The following is a 20,787-nucleotide window of genomic DNA, read 5'->3' as shown; positions in this document are numbered from 1 at the left end:
TCCTCACCCCCTATTTATTAGCTATCTCCACCACCAGGATATCAAGATCCCCAGAATTAAAGCTTCGCAACTGACTATCAGCATAATGTTGAGACTCTGCCTGATGTGACCGGTGTGCAGCTGATTGATCGGCTCACCCATGACCGCCCGGTGAGAAGCTACTCCATTGTAGTAGTTGAGACCGCCCAACTGCACTCCCAGTGCCCCGGCAACCGCTGATTCAGGGATGCCGCTGTTAGGACTGGGATGGCGGGGCGCATCACGCCACATCGTCTTGGCCACCCCACCAAATCCGCCCACAGTAAATGGTGCCAGCAGCAGGTATAACAAACCGGTCAACCGGGCGGGGATGTAGTTGGCCGCATCATCCAGGCGCGCCCCGGCCCAGCCCAGATGCTGGTAGCGTTCGTTTTTGTACCCCACCATAGAGTCCAGGGTATTTACCGCCTTATAGGCCATAGCCAGGGCCGGTCCGCCCAGGAAGCCATAGAACAGCGGCGCCGTGATGCCATCGACGGTATTTTCGGAAACCGTTTCCACCACCCCGCGCACCAGTTGGGACTCATCCAGCTCCGCGGTGTCGCGGCCTACGATCATGGCCAGAGCCTGCCGCGCTGCTGGCAGGTCTCCCGCTTTAAGCGGGCGCAAGACCTCCTCCGCATGGCGATACAGACTGTTGACCGCCAGGGTCTGGCTCATGATCACCACACTGACCGCGATGCCCAGATAGGCATGCACCCGATAAGCCAGAGCCATGATGCCCCAGGTGATCAGATAGGTCCCGGTCACGACTACAAGGACCATAAGACTGCCTCCCAGTTTTAGCAGACCAGGACTTATGGCGAATCTGCGCATCAGGGCTTCACAGCCGCTGATAACCCGTCCGATCATAACCACCGGATGAGGCAGCCAGCGCGGATCCCCTATCAGCAAGTCCAATATCAATGCGGTCACAATGATCCATTCCATGTTAAGCCTCTCTCAATCCCATTATGCGATACAGTTCATCCATATCCAGCGAAGCCCTTACCAGCTCGGCCCATTCATCGTATTTACGCTGCCGCTGCTGCACCGGCAGATCGTCACTGTTCAGTTCAGGCAGACCTTTGCTGCGGCGGATCTGATTCATAATCCCCAACATCACTTCCGGGTTGTCAAAAATCCCGTGCAAATAGGTGCCGAATACGCGCCCGCTGTCACTGCACGCCCCGTCAAGCACACTGCATTCCTCCCCCGATCGGGAAAAGATGTGGGTCAGACTCCGTCCCTCTGCGGTAAGCATAGTCTGTCCCATATGGATTTCATAGCCGGTCACCCGCTGCCCCTGTAATGGCCGCCAAATGCCCCGGTCAGAGGTGATCTCGGCCTTGGCCTGGTGGGTGGTCTTGTGGGCTCCGAACAGTGTGCTGACCGGCAATAAACCCAGCCCCGGCAGAGAGCCTATGCCGGCTTCAGTCCCCTGTGGATCAAGTAGTTCCTGACCCATCATCTGGAAACCTCCGCAGATGCCAGCTATAAAAACGCCCTGTTCCGCCAATCGGCGAATCTCATCGGCATAGCCCTGTTCTTGCAGATAAAGCATATCTAACATGGAATTCTTGGTGCCGGGGATAATGAGCAGATCGGCCTTGCCGATGGGCTCCCCGGGACGAACGTAGCGCACCCGGCAGTCGGACAAGCCGATAAAAGCATTGATGTCGGTAAAATTGGAAATGCGTGGCAGCTGTATCACCGCTACCTGCACTGCGGCATTTTCTTCTCCCCAGCCATAGTTCTCAGCAAGGCACACCGAATCTTCTTCATCGATGCCGTGTTCATGCAGATAGGGCACCACCCCCAATACCGGGATGCCGGTGCGTTGTGACAGGAAATCCAGCCCTGACTGCAGCAGGCTGATGTCGCCGCGGAATTTGTTGATGATAAAGCCTTTGACCCGCTGTCTCTCATGGGGTTCCAACAGTTCCAGAGTGCCGATCAAAGAGGCGAACACCCCGCCGCGGTCGATATCCGCGGCCAGCAGCACCGGAGCGTCGGCCAGTTCGGCTGTTTTCATATTGACTATGTCCCGGTCCTTGAGGTTGATCTCCGCCGGGCTGCCAGCGCCTTCGATAACCAGCACTTCATATTGAGCCAGCAATTGATCCAGGCAATCCTTAACTATCGAAACCGCTCCGGGCAGGAAATCGCGACGGTAGGCGGTGGCGGACATATCGGCGTAAGGCTTCCCCAGGACAATGATCTGGGCCTGGCTGTCCTGCTTGGGCTTCATAAGAATAGGATTCATAAGCACACTGGGAGCAATTCCGGCAGCCTCCGCCTGAACTCCCTGAGCCCGTCCGATTTCACCGCCCTCAGGGGTAACGGTGGAATTCAAGGCCATATTCTGCGCCTTGAAAGGCGCGGTGCGATACCCATCCTGGATCAGGATGCGACACAAAGCAGTGCACAAAAGGCTTTTGCCCACATTTGATGAAGTCCCCTGCACCATTATGGTCCGATGCGTTCTCACCTTGCTTCCCCTCCTTTGATAGGCCAGGCTATCCCCGCGACCACAAAATAGACCTGATCCGCTGCTGCCGCCAGCATCTGGTTGAACCTGCCGTTCAAGTCCCTAAAAACGCGCGCATCGGGGTATTCGGGCACAATGCCCATACCCACCTCATCGGCAACCATTATCAATGCTCCGCTGAGCTTTTGCCAGCAGGCGATGAAGTCTTTAGCCCGGTCCAGGCAGGCTTGTTCGCGGCCTTGCGACCAGGTTGACCCTGGCTGCCAATCCTCATCATAGATAAGGTTGGTCACCCAGGTGCCGATGCCATCCACCAGAATGACACTGGGCTGATGGCTCCAGTTTTGTAATACCTCATCCAGGCAGCGGGGCTCTTCCACGGTGTGCCAGTGATTAGGCCTCCGTTCCTGGTGTTTCTGGATGCGCTGTGCAAATTCCGGGTCACAGCTTATGCCGGTGGCCAAATAGAAAACATCGCAGTTGTAAAATGACTCCAGCTCCCTGGCCAGCTCTTCGGCAAAAGCGCTCTTGCCGCTGCTGCTTCCCCCTATGACCATGATGGTTTCCAGCATGTTAAGCCTCCTCGCTGTACAGCAGGGCATTGATCACGCTCACTGCTATGGGGCTGCCCCCCCGGGTGCCCACCAGACTGATATACGGCAGTTCATTCTGACTGACCAGCAGGTCCTTGGATTCGGCGGCGCCCACAAAGCCTACCGGGGTGCCCACCACCAGGGCGGGGCGGCAAATGCCCCGCCGGCTCATCTCCAGGACCTCGAAAAGGGCGGTGGGAGCATTGCCGATGGCTACCACCGCTCCAGTAAGGCGGCTGCCATACTGGCGCATAGCTGCCGCAGCCCGAGTGATTTGCCATCTGCGGGCATTGTCGATGGTCTGCGGCTCATTTATAGCGCAGCCTACCTGTCCCCCGAAGGTTCCCAGGCGAACTGCATTGATCCCTGCTTTGAGCATGTTGACATCAGTGAAAACCGAAGCCCCGTTCCTCAAAGCCTTCCAGCCGGATTGTGCCGCCTGGGGGTGAAAGCGCAGATACTTGACTATATCAGGGTCGCCGCTGGTGTGTATCACCCTTTTAACCACCTGCTTTTCCAGAGGTGAGAAATCCCAGCCGGCCAGATACCCTTCGATTATCTCCATGCTGCGGGTCTCTATCTCCCTGGGGTTCCAGATGATATTCATTCCCCCACCACCTCGCCTTCCATGAAGGCCTCGACGATACGGTCCTGGATGATAGTCACCAGGGCCGGGTGTCCGGCCAGGTGGCGCGCCAGGATGACTTCTAGGTCGGGGTAATCGGATTTCAGGTTGACCAGTTCCTGGGGTATGTCCTGGGTGACATGGTTGCCGGTAATCAGGAACAAGGGCACCACTACAATACGTTTTACCCCTTTAGCGGCCATTCGAGCTGCTGCGGATTTAAGATCGGGACTGCCGAATTGCATGAAAGCCACTTCGTAAATCCCGTGCGGGTTGGCCTCCTGAACCTGGTGCACCAGATTGCGGATCTCGGTGTTGGCCTCCTCGCGGCGGCTGCCGTGTGCGATCAATACCACACCACTTTTCATCATAAGCACCCTTTCCTGCTTTTTATAAAGTCATTAAGCTCTGTCAGGCTGTTCACTACCCGAGGGTATTCAAGCCGGGGCCGGGTCCACACCACCATCGGAATGGACATTCCCCTGGCTGCCTCATATTTTTCTCTAAACCCGCCCTCACTGCCGCTCTCTTTGCTCAAGACCATATCGATGCTGTAGTGGCGAAATAGAGCCTGATTCATCTCCAGACTGAAAGGCCCTTTCATGGCAACCACCTGCCCGGGCGACAAGCCTAAGGATTCGCAACTCGCCAGGACCTGGCTGGAGGGCAGGAATCTGGCAATCAAATCAGCCTGGCTGGCCCGGCTGATTTCCAGTATCCGGGGCAGATATTTGCTGCCGATGGTTGACATGAGGCGGCATCCGGGATACAGGCAGCGGGACAATTCCTCCAGGTCGGAAATGGTCTTAACATCCTCAGGCAGATCTTCGGCCGGCCTTTCCAGGCGCACATACTCCAGACCCAGTATCTCGGCCGCTTTTATGGCGTAGGTGCTGATCACTACTGCATACGGGTGGGTGGCATCCACGATCAGTCTGCAGCCCTGGTCCTGCAACAAAGCCATCAAATCCTGCAGCTGCAGGGCTCCCTGGCGAACTGCTGTCACCCCGCTGGCGTTCATCAGTTGCTTTCCATATGGACTGGTGACCGAGGCCAGAACCGGGCAGCCACTTTTTTGCAATTCCAGAGCTGCCTGACGACCCTCGCTGGTGCCGGCCAAAACCAGTATCATATGCTATACCCCCTGGGGGTCACCATAAGGTTATGGAGAACCCGGGTTTGGGAATTGCCGATGACCACGGTGGAGAACATGTCGATCTCCTCCTCAAGCATTCCTTGTAGAGTGGTAATCACCTTTTGCTCGCCGCTGCGTTTGGCGTTGCGTACTATGCCCACCGGGGTTTCAGGTCGGCGGTGCGTCAGGATCAAGTTGCGAGCCTGGATGATCTGAGTCTCACGCCCGCGGCTTCTGGGATTGTATAACACGATAATGAAGTCTGCATGAGCCGCCGCCTCTATGCGCCGGGCAATGGTATCCCAGGGGGTGAGCAGATCACTTAAGCTGATCACCGCAAAATCATGCATCAGAGGTGCCCCCAACACTGCGGCAGCCGAGGTGGCGGCGGTGACGCCTGGAATGACTTCCACCTGCAGGTCTTTTGGGGCCAACTCCAGGATAATGCCTGCCATGCCGTAAATCCCGGGATCGCCGCTGCTGACTACCGCTACCACCTGTCCCTGTCTGGCTATTTCCACAGCTTGGCGGGCGCGGTCGATCTCCTTGCGCATACCTGAGCCGATCACCTGTTTATCGGCCAGGTTTTCTTTGATAAAACCCAGGTAGGTCTTATAACCGATGACAACCTCGGCCTCTTCCAGGGCGGCCTGGGCGCGCGGGGTTATATACTCTGCTCCGCCTGGTCCCAATCCCACCACCAGGATTTTTCCATAGCCACACTTACTGTCACCGGGCCGATTTTCTGCTTGGGCACCAGGGTTATACCGGATTTGGCCGCCAATCGCGCCGCCGGTTCGCATACACCATCAACTCCCACATTTTGCTTGACCCATTCTGAACCCTCGAAGCTGCCTTCCAGGGCTGCCAGGGACTCTCGATCGTAATACTTAAGGGGAAGCTGCATATCCCCGGCCAGCTTCAGCAAAGCCGGTTCCTGAGCTTTGATGTCCAGGCTGGCCATGCCCAGGATGCAGCTCTTCTCTATGTAAAAACTGTTTAATACCGTATTTACGGCCAGGGTGAGCTGTTCACAGTCCACTCCCTTACGGCAGCCTATTCCTAGGTGGAGATTGCGGGGCAGGAGAAAGATCAGATTATCTCCGGGCTGCGCAGATTGGCAGCGCCAATCAACAATCACCGCCGGGAGTCTCATTTTCTCCACCGGCAGGGCCTCCGTCTCCGGGATCGGCCAGGGGTGGACAGCAAATCCCCGGGACCACTCGGCATGCAACGGCCAGGGGCTGTAGAGGTGAACCGTTTCCCCCTCCGCCAGCAAGCGATTAATGAGTTTGACATTGTGCTGCGGTCGGATGACGGCATCAATCTGTGCGGCCATGACATCTACTGCCGGCCTGGCGTTGACATCGGTAGCGGTGGTTATAACTGCCTGACCCTCCAAGAGTTCGGCTACCGTGGCCGCCAGAGCATTGGCCCCGCCCCGGTGCCCGGATAACAGGCTGATGGCAAATTGTCCGCTTTCGTCCACCACCACCACCGCCGGGTCAGTGTGTTTGGAGGCCATCACCGGTCCCAGGCTGCGAACCACTATGCCGGTGGCCATAATGCATATCAAACCGCTATAATTTTTAAATATTTGACCAAATGCAGCGGCGAATTCGGAAAAATAGTAATTCCCATCTTCCCGGGCCATATAGCCGCGCAGCCTTTCCGGGAGGTAGAGATGGCAACCCGGCATTTTTTCAGCCAGACGGGCACCCATCTTAGCGCCGTTGCGAGTCAGACAGATTATGGCCAGCTTCGCTTGCGCTTCACCGGTATTCATGGCTGAAATCCCGGTCATACAATTTGGATTTGCCGCTCTGACGCAGGAAGTCTCCCACCAGAATCAAAGCGGTCTTCTTAATCCCCGCTGCAGCTGTCATCCCGGCCACTTCGTGCAGCTCGCCCTGCAGAATGCGCTCTTCCGGCCAGGAAGCCTTCTCCACGACTGCTGCCGGGGTGTGGGGCGGATAATGCTCAAGTAGTTCTGCGACCACCGCATCGATCAGACCGACCGAGAGAAATATGGCCATAGAGGATCGATGCTGTGCCAGAAGGCGCATCTGCTCCAATTCGGGCACCGGGGTGCGGCCTTCCATACGGGTTATAATCACTGTCTGTGTGCCGTCAGGAACGGTGTATTCCTTTTTCAGGCTGGCGGCTGCAGCCAGGAAGGAGCTCACCCCGGGAACCACGCCGTAAGGGATATCGGCCTGATCCAACAGTTCCATCTGCTCCCCGATAGCTCCGTATAAGCTGGGGTCGCCGGTATGCAGCCGCACCACTTTCTCCCCTTGATGGTAAGCCCGGGTCATCTCAGTAACGATCTCCTCCAGATTTAGGGGGGCGCTGTTGATCAGCCGGGCTCCGGGGCGGGTGTATTTCAGCAAAGCCTCATTGACCAGCGACCCGGCATACACTACCAGGTCGGCCTCCTGTAGCAGTCTGTATCCCTTTAAGGTAATCAATTCGGGATCACCGGACCCCGCTCCCACAAACCAGATCACCGCCTGGCACCTCCTGTTTGCTTCTTAATTATCACCGTTGACAGGTAATCCAGTTCCTGTCCCTCTAAAGTGGAAATATCATCACAAATGGTCATGTCTGCAAACCCGCAGCGGCTTACCAGTCGGGCTTGCCTGCTAAATCCATTCTCTTGCAGGAGCGCACAGATTTTGTCGATCTGCCGTCCCGCCTTCATCAGCACCATATTGTCGAATTGCCTGGCAAGTATGGCCAGCTTTTCTTTATCCTGAAAAGCTGGTATTATGATCAGATTCTCCTCCCCTTCCGCCAGGGGCTGCTGCAAGGCGGCGGAGATGGAATTAACTGCGCTGATGCCTGGCACTATCTCCACTTCCACAGCCGGCTCAGCAGATTTTACATATTTGAGCAGATAGGTGAAGGTACTGTATAAGGTAGGATCCCCCAGAGTGATAAAAGCCCCATCCCGGCTCCGGGAGAGCTGCTCGACGACCACCCCGGCGGCCTCCTGCCAATGCCGGCTGAGCGTGTCCTCATCTGCCGTCATAGGGAGCAGCAGTTCGATGACGTCCCAGGTTTTATCTATGGCCTGGCTTACGATTGAATAAGCCACACTGCGCTTCTCCAGGCGGGATTTGGGAACAAACAACAGAGTGGTCTGTTCCAGAATACGTTTGGCCTTCAATGTCAGGAGTTCCGGATCACCCGGACCTACTCCGATACCGTAAAACTTACCCCAACTCATGCCCTGCCCCCTTTCTTCCCGTCACGATGGTCACCGGATTGCGGGCCTGCCAAATCCGGGTCTGGCCCTTTTTCTCGTTGACGGCGATGCTTACCTGCACCACTTCCACCTCATAACCGAGACCTTCCATAGTCTTGCAGGCGGCTGGCCCGGAATAAAGAGTGACACTGTTTAAAACCATGATCCCGCCCGGTTTCAATTTACGGTCACAGGTCATTATCATGGCCTCCACATCTCCGCCGCTGCCCCCGATGAAGATACGGTCAGCCTCCGGCAAGTCCTGGAGAACTCCCGGGGCGGCGCCTTCAATCAGGTCCAGGACCACCTTGAAAGATGCCATGTTCATTTTTATCAGTTCAACTGCCACCGGGTTGGATTCTATGGCAAAAACCCGGCCTGCTCCCAGCAGGCGGCATTCGATAGCCACTGAACCGGTGCCGGCGCCGATATCGTAGACCAGTGCACCGGGAAACAACTGCAGCTTGGCCAGCGATATCACCCGAACCTCCTGTTTGGTCATGGGGACACCCGGTTGCCTTTGAAAGTATCGATCTGCAATTCCCGGGGAGGTATAATCATTTTTCATTGAAAATCACCATCACACTGTTGCTGTAATCTTCATCATCCTCGGCCAGGGCTCCAAGAGTGGTAAAAAATAACCGTTCATCGGGGTAGGACAGATTCACCCCCAGGGCCGTGCGCGCCCCCCCCATGCGCTCTGCCAGGCGGCGGGCGATGGCCTGGGGCGTCCATTCCCCGCCGGTCAACAGGGCTACCACCGCAGCAGAGCTCACCCAGTCGGAGAGTTGATGGGCCTCCCGGCCGTGCAGGCTGAAAAATCGGACCTCCTGCCACGGTTCCTGCAAACGGGCGAACATATATTGCAGTGAACTGATACCGGGAATAAATTCAAACTCCAGCCAATGCAGGCGCTTTTTCAAAAAGCGGCCCATACTGAAGAATCCGGGATCTCCTGAAACCAGCACCGCAATGTCTTGATCCGGGGGTTGATTGAGGATGAATTGCAGTACTGCGGGGAGGTCTTTATCAATAACACAGCACTGCTGGTGGGGCTGGGCAAAGTCTTCCAAAAGCCTTCTGCCGCCTATCAGGACCTGAGCTTGACGAATGGCCTGCCAGGCTGCCGGGGTAGTGTACTGTGGATGTCCGGGGCCTGTGCCCACTATTTTTATTGCCTTACTCATTATCAGCACCCTCTGTCTGTATTGAGATTCTATATCCAAGGCCGGGGTGTTTCTATCTCTGTCCCCTGCCCGTACACCATATACCGGCAGAATGCTACTTTTATATCAACTGCCATTTCAATTCAACTGCCATTTCAATCCCAGTCTCCGCCCCAGGCTGATAGCGGTGAGGTCATAGCCCAAAATGGTGCCGTCCAGACGGTACATGGCTGTTCCCACCAAGACCTTATCCTCACAGCGCTGCTGGCAATTGCGGCTGGCGGCCGCAGTCAGATACTGGTACACCATCTCCAGACCGTGTTCTTTTATCAGCGGTATGACCGCATCGATAGTAGTAGCCTGCATGACCTCGGCAATCAATTCCGGCTTCGCGCCCAACAGGGCCAGGTGGGCCGCCATGGTCTCGCGGCGGGCATCAGCCACTTTGCTGTGGGTTTGAAAAACCCCGGCTGACACCTTGATCAGTTTGCCGATGTGGCCGAACAACAGTATCCTCTTGACGCGGCGTTTCAGGGCTGCATCCAGCATCTGTCCCACGTAATTGCTGGTCTGCACCACCGCATCGGGCGGGGCGCCCAGATTGACTATCTGTTTGGAGCCCATGCCCCCGGGGGTAAACACCAGGGTGCGGTATCCCAGGGCGATGGCCTGATCGATCTGCGGGACCAGGGAATCCAAATAAGCCTGATCAGACATGGGGCGGACCAGTCCCGAGGTGCCCAGAATGGATATGCCCCCCTCGATGCCCAGCCGGGGATTCAGAGTTTTTGCGGCCAGTCGCTGACCGCCCGGGGCGGAAATGGTCACCAGCAGCCCTTGGCCCGGAGGCAGCAAGGGCATTAAGGCACGCTCGATCATACTGCGCGGAACCGGATTGATGGCCGGTTCTCCTACCGCCACGGCCAGGCCCGGCTTGGTCACCGTGCCCACCCCGGCACCGCCTTGTATTACTATCCCTTTGGCTGGCAGCAGGTCTACCTCTGCTAAAACGCTGATGCCATTGGTAACATCTGGGTCATCGCCGGCGTCTTTGACCACCCGGGCGATGGCCCCCCGCTCGGTACGCCAGGCTTTGGCTATCGGTATTTCTACGGGATGGCCGTCGGGCAGCTCCATTAAAACTGATTCAACCGAACGGTTCTGCAGCAGCTGTATCAATGCCGCTTTGCTGGCCGCAGCCGCACAGGTGCCGGTTGAGTAACCCCATCGCAAGGCCTTCATGGCCTTCACCTCCCGATAACAAAAACATCGTTTGCTAACTAATAGTTATTCCTGCTTTCCTGGATCCGGCTGCGGAAACAGATGCAGGCCTCCACAAACCGCCGGGCCGCAACTGGATTGGCGCGCAGCTGCAGGTGCAGATACGAAGCCAGGAGTGAGCCCTCTGCATAGCCATCCTGGCGCGTTCCCCGGGTCATGCCGCCTTCCAGGCTAAAAGCCTTTTTTTCCGGATCCAGGCCCTCCAGGGTGGAATAATGGAACTCATGGCCGCGGACCACCTCGCCCTGCACCGCGATGACGGTGTCCTTCAGGGCGGTAGCCTCAATGTAACCGAGTTCCTGCAATTTGCGAGTCATTATTATGTCGGCTGGCACTATCCCCACCCCCGGCCAGGAACAGCCTTCCCAGTCCTTGAGGGTATTAGTCAGGTACATCAGCCCACCGCATTCGGCGAGTATAGGCAGGCCTGCCCGATGGGCCTGCTGCAAGGCCGCTTTCATGCGCTTATTCTGGCTCAATTGGGGCAGAAACATCTCCGGAAATCCGCCCCCGATATAGATTCCATCCACTTCGGGCAGGCTCGTGTCAAACAGAGGGCTGAAGAACTTAATTTCCGCTCCCAGTTCCGTCAGGTAGTCCAGACTGTCCTGATAATAAAAACTGAAGGCAGCATCCCGGGCCACCCCGATGGTAGTTACTGTCTCAACCTGCGGCTCTTGCCAGTTTATCTCGAGTGGCGCGGTTTCCCCGGCCAGGGTGAGTACCGCTTCAATATCCAGGTGGGCTTCGACCAGGTCGGCCATTTTATCTAGATGTGGGGCTAATTCCCCGTGTTCGTCGGCAGGAAGGAGCCCCAGATGACGCTCGGGAATCGATATGGCTTCCTGTCGGGGCACACACCCCAAGACCTTTACCCCCAGCTCTGCTTCCAGGTTGGGGACCACCCATTCTTTATGGAAAGCTGAGGCATGGTTAAGGACTACCCCCTTGATCTCCACCCCGGGCTCATAATCCATGAAGCCTTTGACCAGAGCCACGCAGCTCTGCGACATGCTGTTTACATTCACTACCAGAACTACCGGGGTTTTGAGCATTAATGCCACCTGGGCGCTGCTGCCGGCGATGCGTTCACCGCGGAAGCCGTCAAAAAGGCCCATAACACCTTCTATAATAGAGACCTCGGCCTGAGCCGCGTTTTTCGCAAAGACCGTGTTCACCACCTCGGGAGACATCATCCAACTGTCCAGGTTGTGCGAACTGCGCCCGCTGGCATGGGTGTGCAGGCCTGAATCTATGTAATCCGGCCCCACCTTGAAGGGCTGCACTTTCACACCGCGCCGGCGCAGGGCTGTCATTAGGCCCAGGGATATAGTGGTTTTGCCGCTGCCACTGTGTACACCGGCTATCATCAGACGGGGATAATGCATTTTCTTTCTCCAGCCTTCCTAATTTTCCCATCAAAAAAGGCTTCTACTTTCTCGAAAGTAGAAGCCTACGGCTAACCACACTGTGCAAACCGACCCTTCCTCGGGGTTCTGTTGCGCAAGCTATTGGCAGGTTTACTGGCTCCCAGGTCATCCTCCCCACACCCCTTCCCGATTGCTCAGTGGCTAATGTGTGGTTCGTACTGGTTACAGTGGCGGGACCGCTCAGGCCTTTAACCTGATTCCCTTTATCCCTTGCGGGACCAGTAGCTTCAACTTTTGAGTTGCAATCATTATAATACAAGCGAACAGAAATGCCAACACAATAATGACACAGGGGGACGCTTTCGTTGTGTCATTTTCTAATTCATTTCGGTATCACTATGCCGAGATGGTTACCATCTAGCCATTGGGTTACAAAAATTACAACGATCTAAAGGGATTAAAACCATCTTCCACAACTCAGTCCAAACCCGAATCGTTTTGAGTAATTTAATTGATTTACCGATCATGTGCTTTGCCGGTTAACTTGGCCTGGCTTATGGAGTTGATTGCCGCGCTGTATCGGGTCTTTGACAGTTGAATAGTAGAAAAAGGTTAGAGAAGCCCGAAAAGGGCTAAATTTTTTGTCAATTGTTACACTTTTGTGTTGAGTACTTTTGAGTAATGTGTCATAATATAGGGGATGGGAGGTGTTTTCTATGCGGCTAAAAATCTCTAGGTCAAAAAATGCTGCTTCGCTTTATGTCATAAAGTCCACCTATGTCAATGGCGTTCATTCTTCCAAGATTGTTGAAAAGCTTGGTACATATGATGAACTTAAGAAAAAATTGGGCGGGCAAGACCCGATCGAGTGGGCCAAGGAGTATATTGCCAAGCTTAACGAGGAGGAAAAGCTTAACAAACGCGATGTCCTAGTTAAGTATTCCCCGATCAAGACTATTGATAAAGGCCAGCAGCGCTTATTCAACGGCGGATACCTCTTTTTGCAGAAGATATATCACGAACTGAAGCTTGATAAAATGTGCAGAGCTATCTCTAAGAAGTACAAGTTTTCTTACGACCTGGACTCCATCCTATCCAGACTTATCTACGCCAGGATTATCTACCCTTCCTCTAAGCTTTCTACATTCCAACTTTCCTCAAGGTTCATAGAACAGCCATCGTTTGATCTCCACCAAATCTACCGTGCGTTGGAGATAATTGCCAAAGAGGCTGACTCTATCCAGGCGTCTCTTTATTCCAACAGCCTGGCTGTGTCAGAGCGGAACACGCGGGTGCTGTACTATGACTGCACCAATTACTTCTTCGAAATTGAGCAGGAGTCAGGCATCAAGCAATACGGCTACTCCAAAGAGCACCGCCCTAACCCCATTGTCCAGATGGGGCTTTTCATGGATGGGGATGGGGTGCCTTTAGCCGTATATATTGGCAAAGGCAATACTAACGAGCAACTGACGCTAAAACCGCTGGAGAAGAAAATACTGTCTGACTTTAACTGCTCCAAGTTCATCGTCTGCACCGATGCAGGGCTCGCTTCCAATAGTAACCGTCAATTCAACAACCAGGGCGAGCGAGCTTTCATCACTACGCAGTCGGTCAAGAAGCTGAAGAAACACCTAAGAGAATGGGCATTAAGCCCTGAGGGCTGGCGCCTCCCGGGCGATACCTCCGTATACAGTCTGGACAAGCTTGATGAAAACAAAGACATGGAAAAGACTTTTTACAAGGAGCGTTGGATTGTGGAGGATGGGCTGGAGCAGAAGCTTATTGTGTCTTTTTCGCTCAAGTACCAAGATTATCAACGCAAGGTCAGGAACGCCCAAATTGAGCGTGCTCGCAAAGTCCTTAACACGAATTTGGGGAAACTTACGAAGGTGAACCAAAACGACTACAAACGTTTTATCAAGAAAACCAGCATTACCCCTGAGGGTGAGGTTGCCAGCAAGGCGGTATATGAAATCGATAACTCTGTCATCCAGAAAGAGGAGGCTTTTGATGGTTTCTACGCGGTTTGCACTAACCTTGACGGCGACGCCGCTGCTATCCTTGCGGTAAATAGGAGGCGCTGGCAGATTGAGGAGTGCTTCAGGATCATGAAAAGCGAGTTTAAGGCTAGACCGGTATACCTTAGCCGCGATGACAGGATAATGGCGCATTTTATTATATGTTTTATCGCGCTGGTGATCTACCGACTCTTGAAGAAGACGTTAGGTGAGCAATACACCTGCAGTGAGATCGTTCAGGGGCTGCGTGACATGAATTTCTATGAGGTCAAAGGGGAGGGTTTCGTCCCCACCTATATGAGAACGGACTTCACGGATAATCTTCATGATGTGTTTGGCTTCCGTACTGACTACCAGATTCTCCCCATGCGACAGATGAAAAAAATTTTTAAAGCTACTAAGTCTTAGACAAATAGTACTCACTTTTTACTAACACGTGAAAAGCTCGCAACCCCCTTGTTTTAGGAGTTTACGAGCTTTTTTCTCTTCACTAAGTGTCAAAGACGGGATTATAATACAAGCGAACAGAAATGCCAACACAATAATGACACAGGGGGACGCTTTCGTTGTGTCATTTTCTAATTCATTTCGGTATCACTATGCCGAGATGGTTACCATCTAGCCATTGGGTTACAAAAATTACAACGATCTAAAGGGATTAAAACCATCTTCCACAACTCAGTCCAAACCCGAATCGTTTTGAGTAATTTAATTGATTTACCGATCATGTGCTTTGCCGGTTAACTTGGCCTGGCTTATGGAGTTGATTGCCGCGCTGTATGACCCTGGAGCCAAAGCGCTGGCAGATCTGATCCATGAGCATATCCACCTCGGCATATTTTCCAGCTTCCCCAAAAAGATCACCTTGTTGCACATCCGGCGCTGCTGAGAGCTTCCCCAGACTGAGGCCTATCAGGCGCAAGGAGGGATTTCCCTGATAGTTCTTCTGCAGTAAATCATCAGCTACTTGAGCTATTACCAAATCGGCATGAGTTGGGGCGATGGTCTGGCTGCGGGTGATGGTTTTAAAGGTATTGTAACGTAGTTTCAAGGTTATGGTAGAACAATAGAGCTTGTCACGGCGCAGCTTGCGGCACAATTCGGCGGAAAAAGCGGCCAGGGTGTTTTGCAGCATAGGCATGTCGCTGACATCCTCGGGAAAGGTTATCTCCCGACCCAGGGATTTGCGCTCCTCGTTGGTATCCACCTGGCGCTTATCATTGCCGTGGGCCAAATCCCAATAAAGCTGTCCGCTGGTGCCCAGACGTTCTGCCAGCCAGCCTGGCGGCAGGTCCTGTATATCGCCGATGGTCTTGAGCCCCATACGTTCCAGGGTCTGGCGGGCTTTGTCACCCACCCCCCATAGGCGCGTGACCGGCAGCGGCCTCAAGATCTGCATAGCCTGATCATAGGGAATGATGAACATCCCATCGGGTTTGTCCAGCTCTGAAGCCAGTTTGGCCAGGAACATATTATACGAAATGCCTACCGATATGGTCAGGCCCAGCTCACTTCGGACCCGGCTTTTGATCTCACGCCCGATTTCCTCCGGGGTGCCAAAGAGGTTTTGTGTCCCGCTGACATCGAGAATGGCTTCATCAATGGATAGCGGTTCCATGAGGGGGGTGTAATCGGAGAGAATGGCAAAAACCTGCTGGGATACCTCCAGGTAGCGCTGCATACGCACAGGAAGATAGACCCCCTGTGGGCACAAGCGTCTCGCCCTGGTTATGGGCATTGCTGATCGCACCCCGAAACTCCTGGCTTCATAGGAGCAGGTTGAGACAACCCCGCGGGACTCAGCCGATCCACCAACAATAACCGGTTTGCCCCGCAGAGTGGGATCGTCATTCTGCTCCACTGCAGCATAAAAAGCGTCCAGATCACAGTGAATTATATGTAGAGAACGATCAATTTCTAAAGCCATATCCCCGCTTCCCCCGAAGTTGTAGACTATCTAGCTGAATATTAGGGCTACCTAACCGGCATGATGTGCTGATTACTCGGGATGAATCCGAGGTATCATCTTCCTGCCGGCTGTCTGACAAAGGTTTTAGGCCTGGCCCGAACCTCCACCAGCACATTTTTCCCCGCGGTGTATTATAAAGGTGCCTATACCTTTTCTGCAGTTCAAGCTTTTTCATACCCATATGCCTCCCGGGCATATTATTCCCGGCAAGTCTAAAATTACAGCCAGCCATAGGGTCGGCACATCTATATCAAGCTCTTTTTACAATATTGAATGTTACACCGGTTAGGCGTGCTATCTGCCTAATGCTTAAACCGCGGATACTTTTTATCTGCTGCAGGGCGGCATTGCGCTCTCCCCGGGGCAAGCTGGTCAGCGTATGCACATCCCGGTTATGGAGCACCTTTTTGATGGCTGCAAAGGCCTGGGTATCGGTCAGCTTCTCTTCATACTCCTGACACGTTTCGCAGCTATCCATCATAGTAGCCTGACGAATTGCCTCTCGAGCGGTTTCCAGATGATCTGAATAAAGGCTCAGAATGAATTCGGTATCAGTTAAGCCAGGCATGACATCCTTACTTCCATAATACACCCGGCAGCTGCTCCAGCGATAGTAGTCAGGCTGTGCTGATATGCCCGCTTTTACCGGATTAAGATGGATATATCGGAGGACTGTCATCAGATAAGCATCATCGTCGATAGCTTCACTTTTAAATCGGTTTTGGAAAAGGTGGCCCACACGTTCGTATCTGGCGTTAAAATGGCGAGAGTAACGAATATTTAGGCGGTGCATGAATTTTGATATGGTATTGTTATTGTCTTTGCCCAACAGGTGGACATGGTTTGGCATCAAGCAGTAGCCCAGCAGGCTGACAGACTCCTCGTTTTTAATGCTAGCGAGGGTATTTATGTACTGTAGGCGATCTTTATCGTCGCCAAAAATCTCGGTGCGATTAATACCCCGGACCATTAAGTGATATATTCCGGTCTGGCCATATCTTCTTGCCTGACGCCCCATACTCCCCCTCCTCTTTTACACATTTTACCACTTTTAGACATAAAGGGTCTATTGCTTTACTCAACGACACCGCGCGAGAACCTGCAGGTGTCATTTGAGCTGGTGCAGCAGTGTTTTAAGCCTATTCCGGCTGACTACAATTTACTTGGTATGATTCTGGAGTGAATCAAAAAATGACACGACTAAAGTCGAGTAGGCAGGGCCTCTCGCCAGATGATTAAGGTTAGGTTGAGCCTACTCGGTTTCTGCCCCTTTCGGTTGGCAGTGTCTCACTAGCTCAACCGTACTTAATTTCCATACGATTGTACCCTTACCCCTCACAGAACCGTACGTGCGCTATTAACGCATACGGCTCTTCGTATTATCATTTGCCTTCTCAGCTAGAGATTTCCCACCTCATGTCAAATATGTTTACAGCTATCTTTGGCCTTGGTAGTGGGTACTTTCTTAGCATTTTCTGGAATTTGTCCCATCCAAAACTCTTCCTCTGACTTCGTCGGTTTAGCCACTTGAATAGGAGTCTCTCTATCTGTTCCTTGTACCGATAGAGCGCGTCGCTGTTATCCGTCACTGCATAGTACTGATAGTAGCCCTGCAGCTTCCTCTTCAGCACCTCCATAATATCCGGCACCGGAATGTGTCGATGTGACTTTATCCATTCCTTTGCCTTGGCTACACTAATTTTGAATTTCTTGCGACAGGTTTTCCGCTTTACACGAAATTTACCATGCCTGCTCTTTCCGCAATAGTGTGTGAAACCTAGAAAGTCGAAAGTCCCGGGTTTGGGCAGCCCGTTTGCTTTAGCCTCTGCCTCCGCCTTCTTTCCGAATGCTATGATCTGGCTTTTGTCAGCGGCCAGCTCGAGGTTGAATTTCGCCAGTCTCTTCTCTAGTGCGACGTAGAATCTTCGGGCGTCTTCCTCAAATTCAAAACAGCATACAAAGTCGTCTGCGTACCTTACTGTAGCTTTGCACGCTAAATATCCTGGATGATTGCAGAATATAAGTGCGCGAGAAGGGCGAAGAAGAAAGTGCCAATATGCAAGAACCCTTAATTTGCACATTGGCACTTAAAGAGTCAGATTCATTCATCAGAGTCCGGTTTCAATAGCAGCCATGCGAACAGCTTCCTCATCGATGATAGGTAATCCTTTTTGGCACCCGTACACCAGGCTATTGGTAGCCAGATTGTTGATAAGCCTAGGCCAGCCACGACTGGCAGCTGAAATCGCCTCAATTGCAGCAGAGCTGAAGATGGGATGGTTGGCACCGGCCAGTTTCATATGGTGTTCAACATAAGCAGAGATCTCATCTCTGGTAAGGGGCTGCATTTTGTATCGAAGAATAATACGCTGGTTTAGCGGTTGCTGGTATGCCAGAGCCAGCTTGTTCAACAATAAGGGCATACCGCAGAGAATCAGAATATACGGATTTTGAGCGTCCATCGCAAAATTAAACAGCAGATGTAATTCGCTTAGAAAGCTGGGAGTAGCGAGTTGGAGTTCGTCGAGAATAATTACCGGGGTAATCTTTTTGCCAGCATATAATTCGGAAACAGTGGCTTGGATTTGCTGAAAGAGGTCGACTTTGCGAAACGCTGGAGTCAGATCCAAAGCAAAGGCAAGCCCACGATAGAAGTCATTTACCGTTACCGTGGAAAGCGGGAAATAGGCTAGCTTGAAAAGTGCTGGATTCAGGTCGCTTGCGAAAGCCCTAATAACCGAAGTCTTACCCGATCCAGCCTCACCGGTGATAAGCCCAATGCCACGATTGTCCTTGAGATAGTGAAGCCGCGCAGTTAATTCTTCAAAAGATGCCGAAGCAAACATTTGTGCAGGAGTCAGCTCTTTGGTAAATGGTCGGCTGGACAGCGAATAGAAAGCCCGGTACATTTAAAATTCCTCCTTCACGCGCTGGGCATCTCGAAAGGAGAGAGCATGCTGGTTACGCTTGATGATGGCGTTGTCAGCCGCGATCACCGGGCGGATCAATTCTAATACCTCATTGCCATTGTTGATCCAGGCTTGGGTAATGTCGTCGGGATTAAAACGAACCTGGATCTTTTGCCCGATAAGATGAGCAGGAACCTCGAAGTAATGACCAAAAAGAGATATGGTAGCATCATTGTTGACACGGCGCTCCTCCTGCTTCAGGAAAAAGCGTTTGAGCATGTCTGGATCATTGACCATTTCAACCTGTGCCGACTGGCTTAAATACTTGTCCAGAGGACACATATCAAGGGACGAATGTATTTTGCGATGGTAATCCTGTTCCAGCCAGAGAAAGAAAGCCCTGTTCAGTTCCTCAAGAGAGGTTAAAGGTGTCGGCAAAAGGGGCAAAAAACGGCTGCGAACAGTACGGAAAAACCGTTCAATCTTGCCTTTGCTGGCTGCATCGTAGGGTTCGGCGTGGGCAACCGTAATTTTCAGACGGGCACATGCCTCGTGAAACATTTTGGACCGGTAAACCTTGGCGTTATCCAAATAGACCACCTGAGGAAGGCCACGACGAATCAAAGCTTCCACAAAGACCGACTTCATGGCATTGAAGTTTTGACTGGTGTCAAAACAGGCATAGGGTATGATTCGGGAACAATCATCAATAAAGGCGAAGAGGTAGGAGGCCTTCTTCTTGCCTTCTATGTAGAGATAAGGCCCCACCATCATATCCCCCTGCCAAAGGCGGTTGACCTGATCATGGGCAAACTTCTTCCGATCTTTGAGAGCCGCCTTGGATTCTGGGGCTGGTTTATGTAAGCCATGTCGCTTAAGAAAACGGTATACAGAATGATACGATGCTTCATGACGCATGACAACACCATCTTTTAGCATCTGGTCATAAAAAAGCTGGACACTTAGGCCTGCGTATTCTTGGCGTAGCTCGATCAACTTTTCACCAAGGGGAGTATTAATGGTACGGGATAACCCTTTGTCTTTTCGCTCTGAGGGCATAAGACGATCAAGCCCGCCCTGACGGTATGCAGACACCCAAGTCAAAAGCGTCCGTTCAGAATACTCTCGACGGCCATAGTGAGGCACGTCATGAATCCTGGAGCAAATAGACTCCAGATATGATCGCGGATTCTCGATCTGATTATTGATCAAAGGAGCGATCAAGCCAAAACGAAAAAGAGCAACATCCATTTTTTGTTCAGCGTTAAGAGCCATATTCAAACCTCCAAAACAAATTGAAGGCTAACCGGTTAACCACTGAACCTATTGTATGGCCACAAAAGCATGTAGACCAGGAAAAACCGATGTGGAGCAAACTAATCTTTCAAATTTTTCTGTTTCCGGTTACAATGAAAGTGCCATAAAGTTTCGGTGTGTCTGGAGACAGTCGTTATCCGGGGGACTGGTCAGAGTTTCGGATAACAGATCGAGTAACTTTATGGCTTTTTCTTTGTCATCATCCGGGATCTTAATTTTAGGGTCACGCTCTCGGAACCCAATGATAATGGAATTCATGTTTCTACGAAATCGATGCAGGTAGAAGGCCGCCAATTGCCGGTAAACCCTGTTAATGCCACAGAAGAATGCTCTGATTGCTTCCAGGATGGATAGGCAGCAGCGTTGGTAATGCGGCAAAAGGAAGGTCGGAAGCAATGAAATGGTTGTCCGGCAAGACTGGCACAGATACCGGCAAATCTCGATTCTGTATTCGGTATAAGTAGTTAAAGCATTACGGGAGTAGAATCCATGACGGTCCAACCTGACATTAGCATGACAAGCTGGACAAGTGAGTAATATGGGGAAGATGATGAAATCACGGCCCAGGCTGGCATATTTAGCTGGGCTCGAGGCTGATTAAGAACCCGTGTAAATGGCAATAATCTCCATATAAAACAAAAT

The 20,787-nt window shown here is 52.6% G+C and carries 21 protein-coding genes and 1 riboswitch; of the genes, 1 reads left to right on the top strand and 20 read right to left on the bottom strand.

What is annotated here, in order from left to right; translation table 11 throughout:
• Positions 1-21: 21 nt before the first annotated feature.
• The 14 genes from cbiB to AC15IQ_RS05035 form a co-directional block, all read right to left on the bottom strand.
• A complete protein-coding gene (gene cbiB, locus AC15IQ_RS05100) occupies positions 22-969 on the bottom strand; it encodes an adenosylcobinamide-phosphate synthase CbiB (protein WP_483177589.1) in 948 nt (315 codons plus the stop codon).
• A 1-nt stretch (position 970) separates the two neighbouring features.
• Entirely contained in the window at positions 971-2,509 is a 1,539-nt protein-coding gene (locus AC15IQ_RS05095; protein WP_483177588.1) for a cobyric acid synthase, read from the bottom strand.
• The gene (gene cobU, locus AC15IQ_RS05090) at positions 2,506-3,081 is read right to left on the bottom strand and encodes a bifunctional adenosylcobinamide kinase/adenosylcobinamide-phosphate guanylyltransferase (protein WP_483177587.1); all 576 of its coding nucleotides are present in this window, start codon (positions 3,079-3,081) and stop codon (positions 2,506-2,508) included. The genes AC15IQ_RS05095 and cobU overlap by 4 nt, the downstream gene beginning before the upstream one ends.
• Position 3,082: 1 nt before the next feature.
• Entirely contained in the window at positions 3,083-3,709 is a 627-nt protein-coding gene (locus AC15IQ_RS05085; protein ID WP_483177586.1) for a precorrin-8X methylmutase, read from the bottom strand.
• Complete coding sequence (locus AC15IQ_RS05080; RefSeq protein WP_483177585.1) at positions 3,706-4,098, bottom strand: sirohydrochlorin chelatase; 393 nt, start codon at positions 4,096-4,098, stop codon at positions 3,706-3,708. Before AC15IQ_RS05080 ends, AC15IQ_RS05085 begins: the two co-directional genes overlap by 4 nt.
• Positions 4,095-4,859 carry a precorrin-6A reductase gene (cobK, locus tag AC15IQ_RS05075; RefSeq protein ID WP_483177584.1) on the bottom strand — a complete coding sequence of 255 codons (765 nt, stop codon included), beginning with the start codon at positions 4,857-4,859 and terminating at the stop codon, positions 4,095-4,097. Before cobK ends, AC15IQ_RS05080 begins: the two co-directional genes overlap by 4 nt.
• Positions 4,856-5,566, bottom strand: coding sequence for a precorrin-3B C(17)-methyltransferase (cobJ, locus tag AC15IQ_RS05070; RefSeq protein ID WP_483177760.1), 711 nt, complete (start codon positions 5,564-5,566; stop codon positions 4,856-4,858). Before cobJ ends, cobK begins: the two co-directional genes overlap by 4 nt.
• The gene (locus AC15IQ_RS05065) at positions 5,527-6,666 is read right to left on the bottom strand and encodes a cobalt-precorrin 5A hydrolase (RefSeq protein WP_483177583.1); all 1,140 of its coding nucleotides are present in this window, start codon (positions 6,664-6,666) and stop codon (positions 5,527-5,529) included. The genes cobJ and AC15IQ_RS05065 overlap by 40 nt, the downstream gene beginning before the upstream one ends.
• Positions 6,635-7,372 (bottom strand): precorrin-4 C(11)-methyltransferase, encoded by a 738-nt coding sequence (gene cobM, locus AC15IQ_RS05060; RefSeq protein ID WP_483177582.1) that lies wholly within the window; start codon positions 7,370-7,372, stop codon positions 6,635-6,637. The genes AC15IQ_RS05065 and cobM overlap by 32 nt, the downstream gene beginning before the upstream one ends.
• Entirely contained in the window at positions 7,369-8,094 is a 726-nt protein-coding gene (gene cobI, locus AC15IQ_RS05055) for a precorrin-2 C(20)-methyltransferase (RefSeq protein ID WP_483177581.1), read from the bottom strand. Before cobI ends, cobM begins: the two co-directional genes overlap by 4 nt.
• Entirely contained in the window at positions 8,081-8,680 is a 600-nt protein-coding gene (gene cbiT, locus AC15IQ_RS05050) for a precorrin-6Y C5,15-methyltransferase (decarboxylating) subunit CbiT (RefSeq protein WP_483177580.1), read from the bottom strand. The genes cobI and cbiT overlap by 14 nt, the downstream gene beginning before the upstream one ends.
• Positions 8,670-9,299, bottom strand: a complete 630-nt coding sequence (cbiE, locus tag AC15IQ_RS05045) for a precorrin-6y C5,15-methyltransferase (decarboxylating) subunit CbiE (protein ID WP_483177579.1) — start codon at positions 9,297-9,299, stop codon at positions 8,670-8,672. The genes cbiT and cbiE overlap by 11 nt, the downstream gene beginning before the upstream one ends.
• Before the next feature lie 117 nt (positions 9,300-9,416).
• Positions 9,417-10,520 (bottom strand): cobalt-precorrin-5B (C(1))-methyltransferase CbiD, encoded by a 1,104-nt coding sequence (gene cbiD, locus AC15IQ_RS05040; protein WP_483177578.1) that lies wholly within the window; start codon positions 10,518-10,520, stop codon positions 9,417-9,419.
• A 38-nt stretch (positions 10,521-10,558) separates the two neighbouring features.
• Positions 10,559-11,947, bottom strand: a complete 1,389-nt coding sequence (locus AC15IQ_RS05035; RefSeq protein ID WP_483177577.1) for a cobyrinic acid a,c-diamide synthase CobB — start codon at positions 11,945-11,947, stop codon at positions 10,559-10,561.
• 108 nt (positions 11,948-12,055) lie between these two features.
• Positions 12,056-12,227, bottom strand: a riboswitch (cobalamin riboswitch).
• A gap of 418 nt (positions 12,228-12,645) precedes the next feature.
• Here AC15IQ_RS05035 and AC15IQ_RS05030 point away from each other — a divergent pair.
• Complete coding sequence (locus AC15IQ_RS05030; RefSeq protein ID WP_483177447.1) at positions 12,646-14,358, top strand: IS1634 family transposase; 1,713 nt, start codon at positions 12,646-12,648, stop codon at positions 14,356-14,358.
• Positions 14,359-14,674: 316 nt separating this feature from the next.
• Here AC15IQ_RS05030 and AC15IQ_RS05025 read toward each other — a convergent pair whose 3' ends face one another.
• From AC15IQ_RS05025 to AC15IQ_RS05000, 6 genes are all read right to left on the bottom strand, one after another.
• Positions 14,675-15,877 carry a DNA polymerase IV gene (locus AC15IQ_RS05025; RefSeq protein ID WP_483177576.1) on the bottom strand — a complete coding sequence of 401 codons (1,203 nt, stop codon included), beginning with the start codon at positions 15,875-15,877 and terminating at the stop codon, positions 14,675-14,677.
• 292 nt (positions 15,878-16,169) lie between these two features.
• The gene (locus AC15IQ_RS05020) at positions 16,170-16,937 is read right to left on the bottom strand and encodes an REP-associated tyrosine transposase (RefSeq protein WP_483177575.1); all 768 of its coding nucleotides are present in this window, start codon (positions 16,935-16,937) and stop codon (positions 16,170-16,172) included.
• Positions 16,938-17,313: 376 nt separating this feature from the next.
• Entirely contained in the window at positions 17,314-18,000 is a 687-nt protein-coding gene (locus AC15IQ_RS05015) for a group II intron maturase-specific domain-containing protein (RefSeq protein ID WP_483177574.1), read from the bottom strand.
• Positions 18,001-18,027: 27 nt separating this feature from the next.
• Entirely contained in the window at positions 18,028-18,828 is an 801-nt protein-coding gene (locus AC15IQ_RS05010; protein WP_483177573.1) for an ExeA family protein, read from the bottom strand.
• Positions 18,829-20,079 (bottom strand): transposase, encoded by a 1,251-nt coding sequence (locus AC15IQ_RS05005; RefSeq protein ID WP_483177758.1) that lies wholly within the window; start codon positions 20,077-20,079, stop codon positions 18,829-18,831.
• Positions 20,080-20,232: 153 nt separating this feature from the next.
• A complete protein-coding gene (locus tag AC15IQ_RS05000) occupies positions 20,233-20,685 on the bottom strand; it encodes a DUF6431 domain-containing protein (protein WP_483177757.1) in 453 nt (150 codons plus the stop codon).
• Between the last annotated feature and the right edge of the window lie 102 nt (positions 20,686-20,787).

This window comes from Syntrophomonas sp. DTU019 (assembly GCA_913757435.1).
Classification (GTDB): Bacteria; Bacillota; Syntrophomonadia; order Syntrophomonadales; family Syntrophomonadaceae; genus DTU019.
This window is presented reverse-complemented; position numbering and strand designations above follow the sequence as displayed.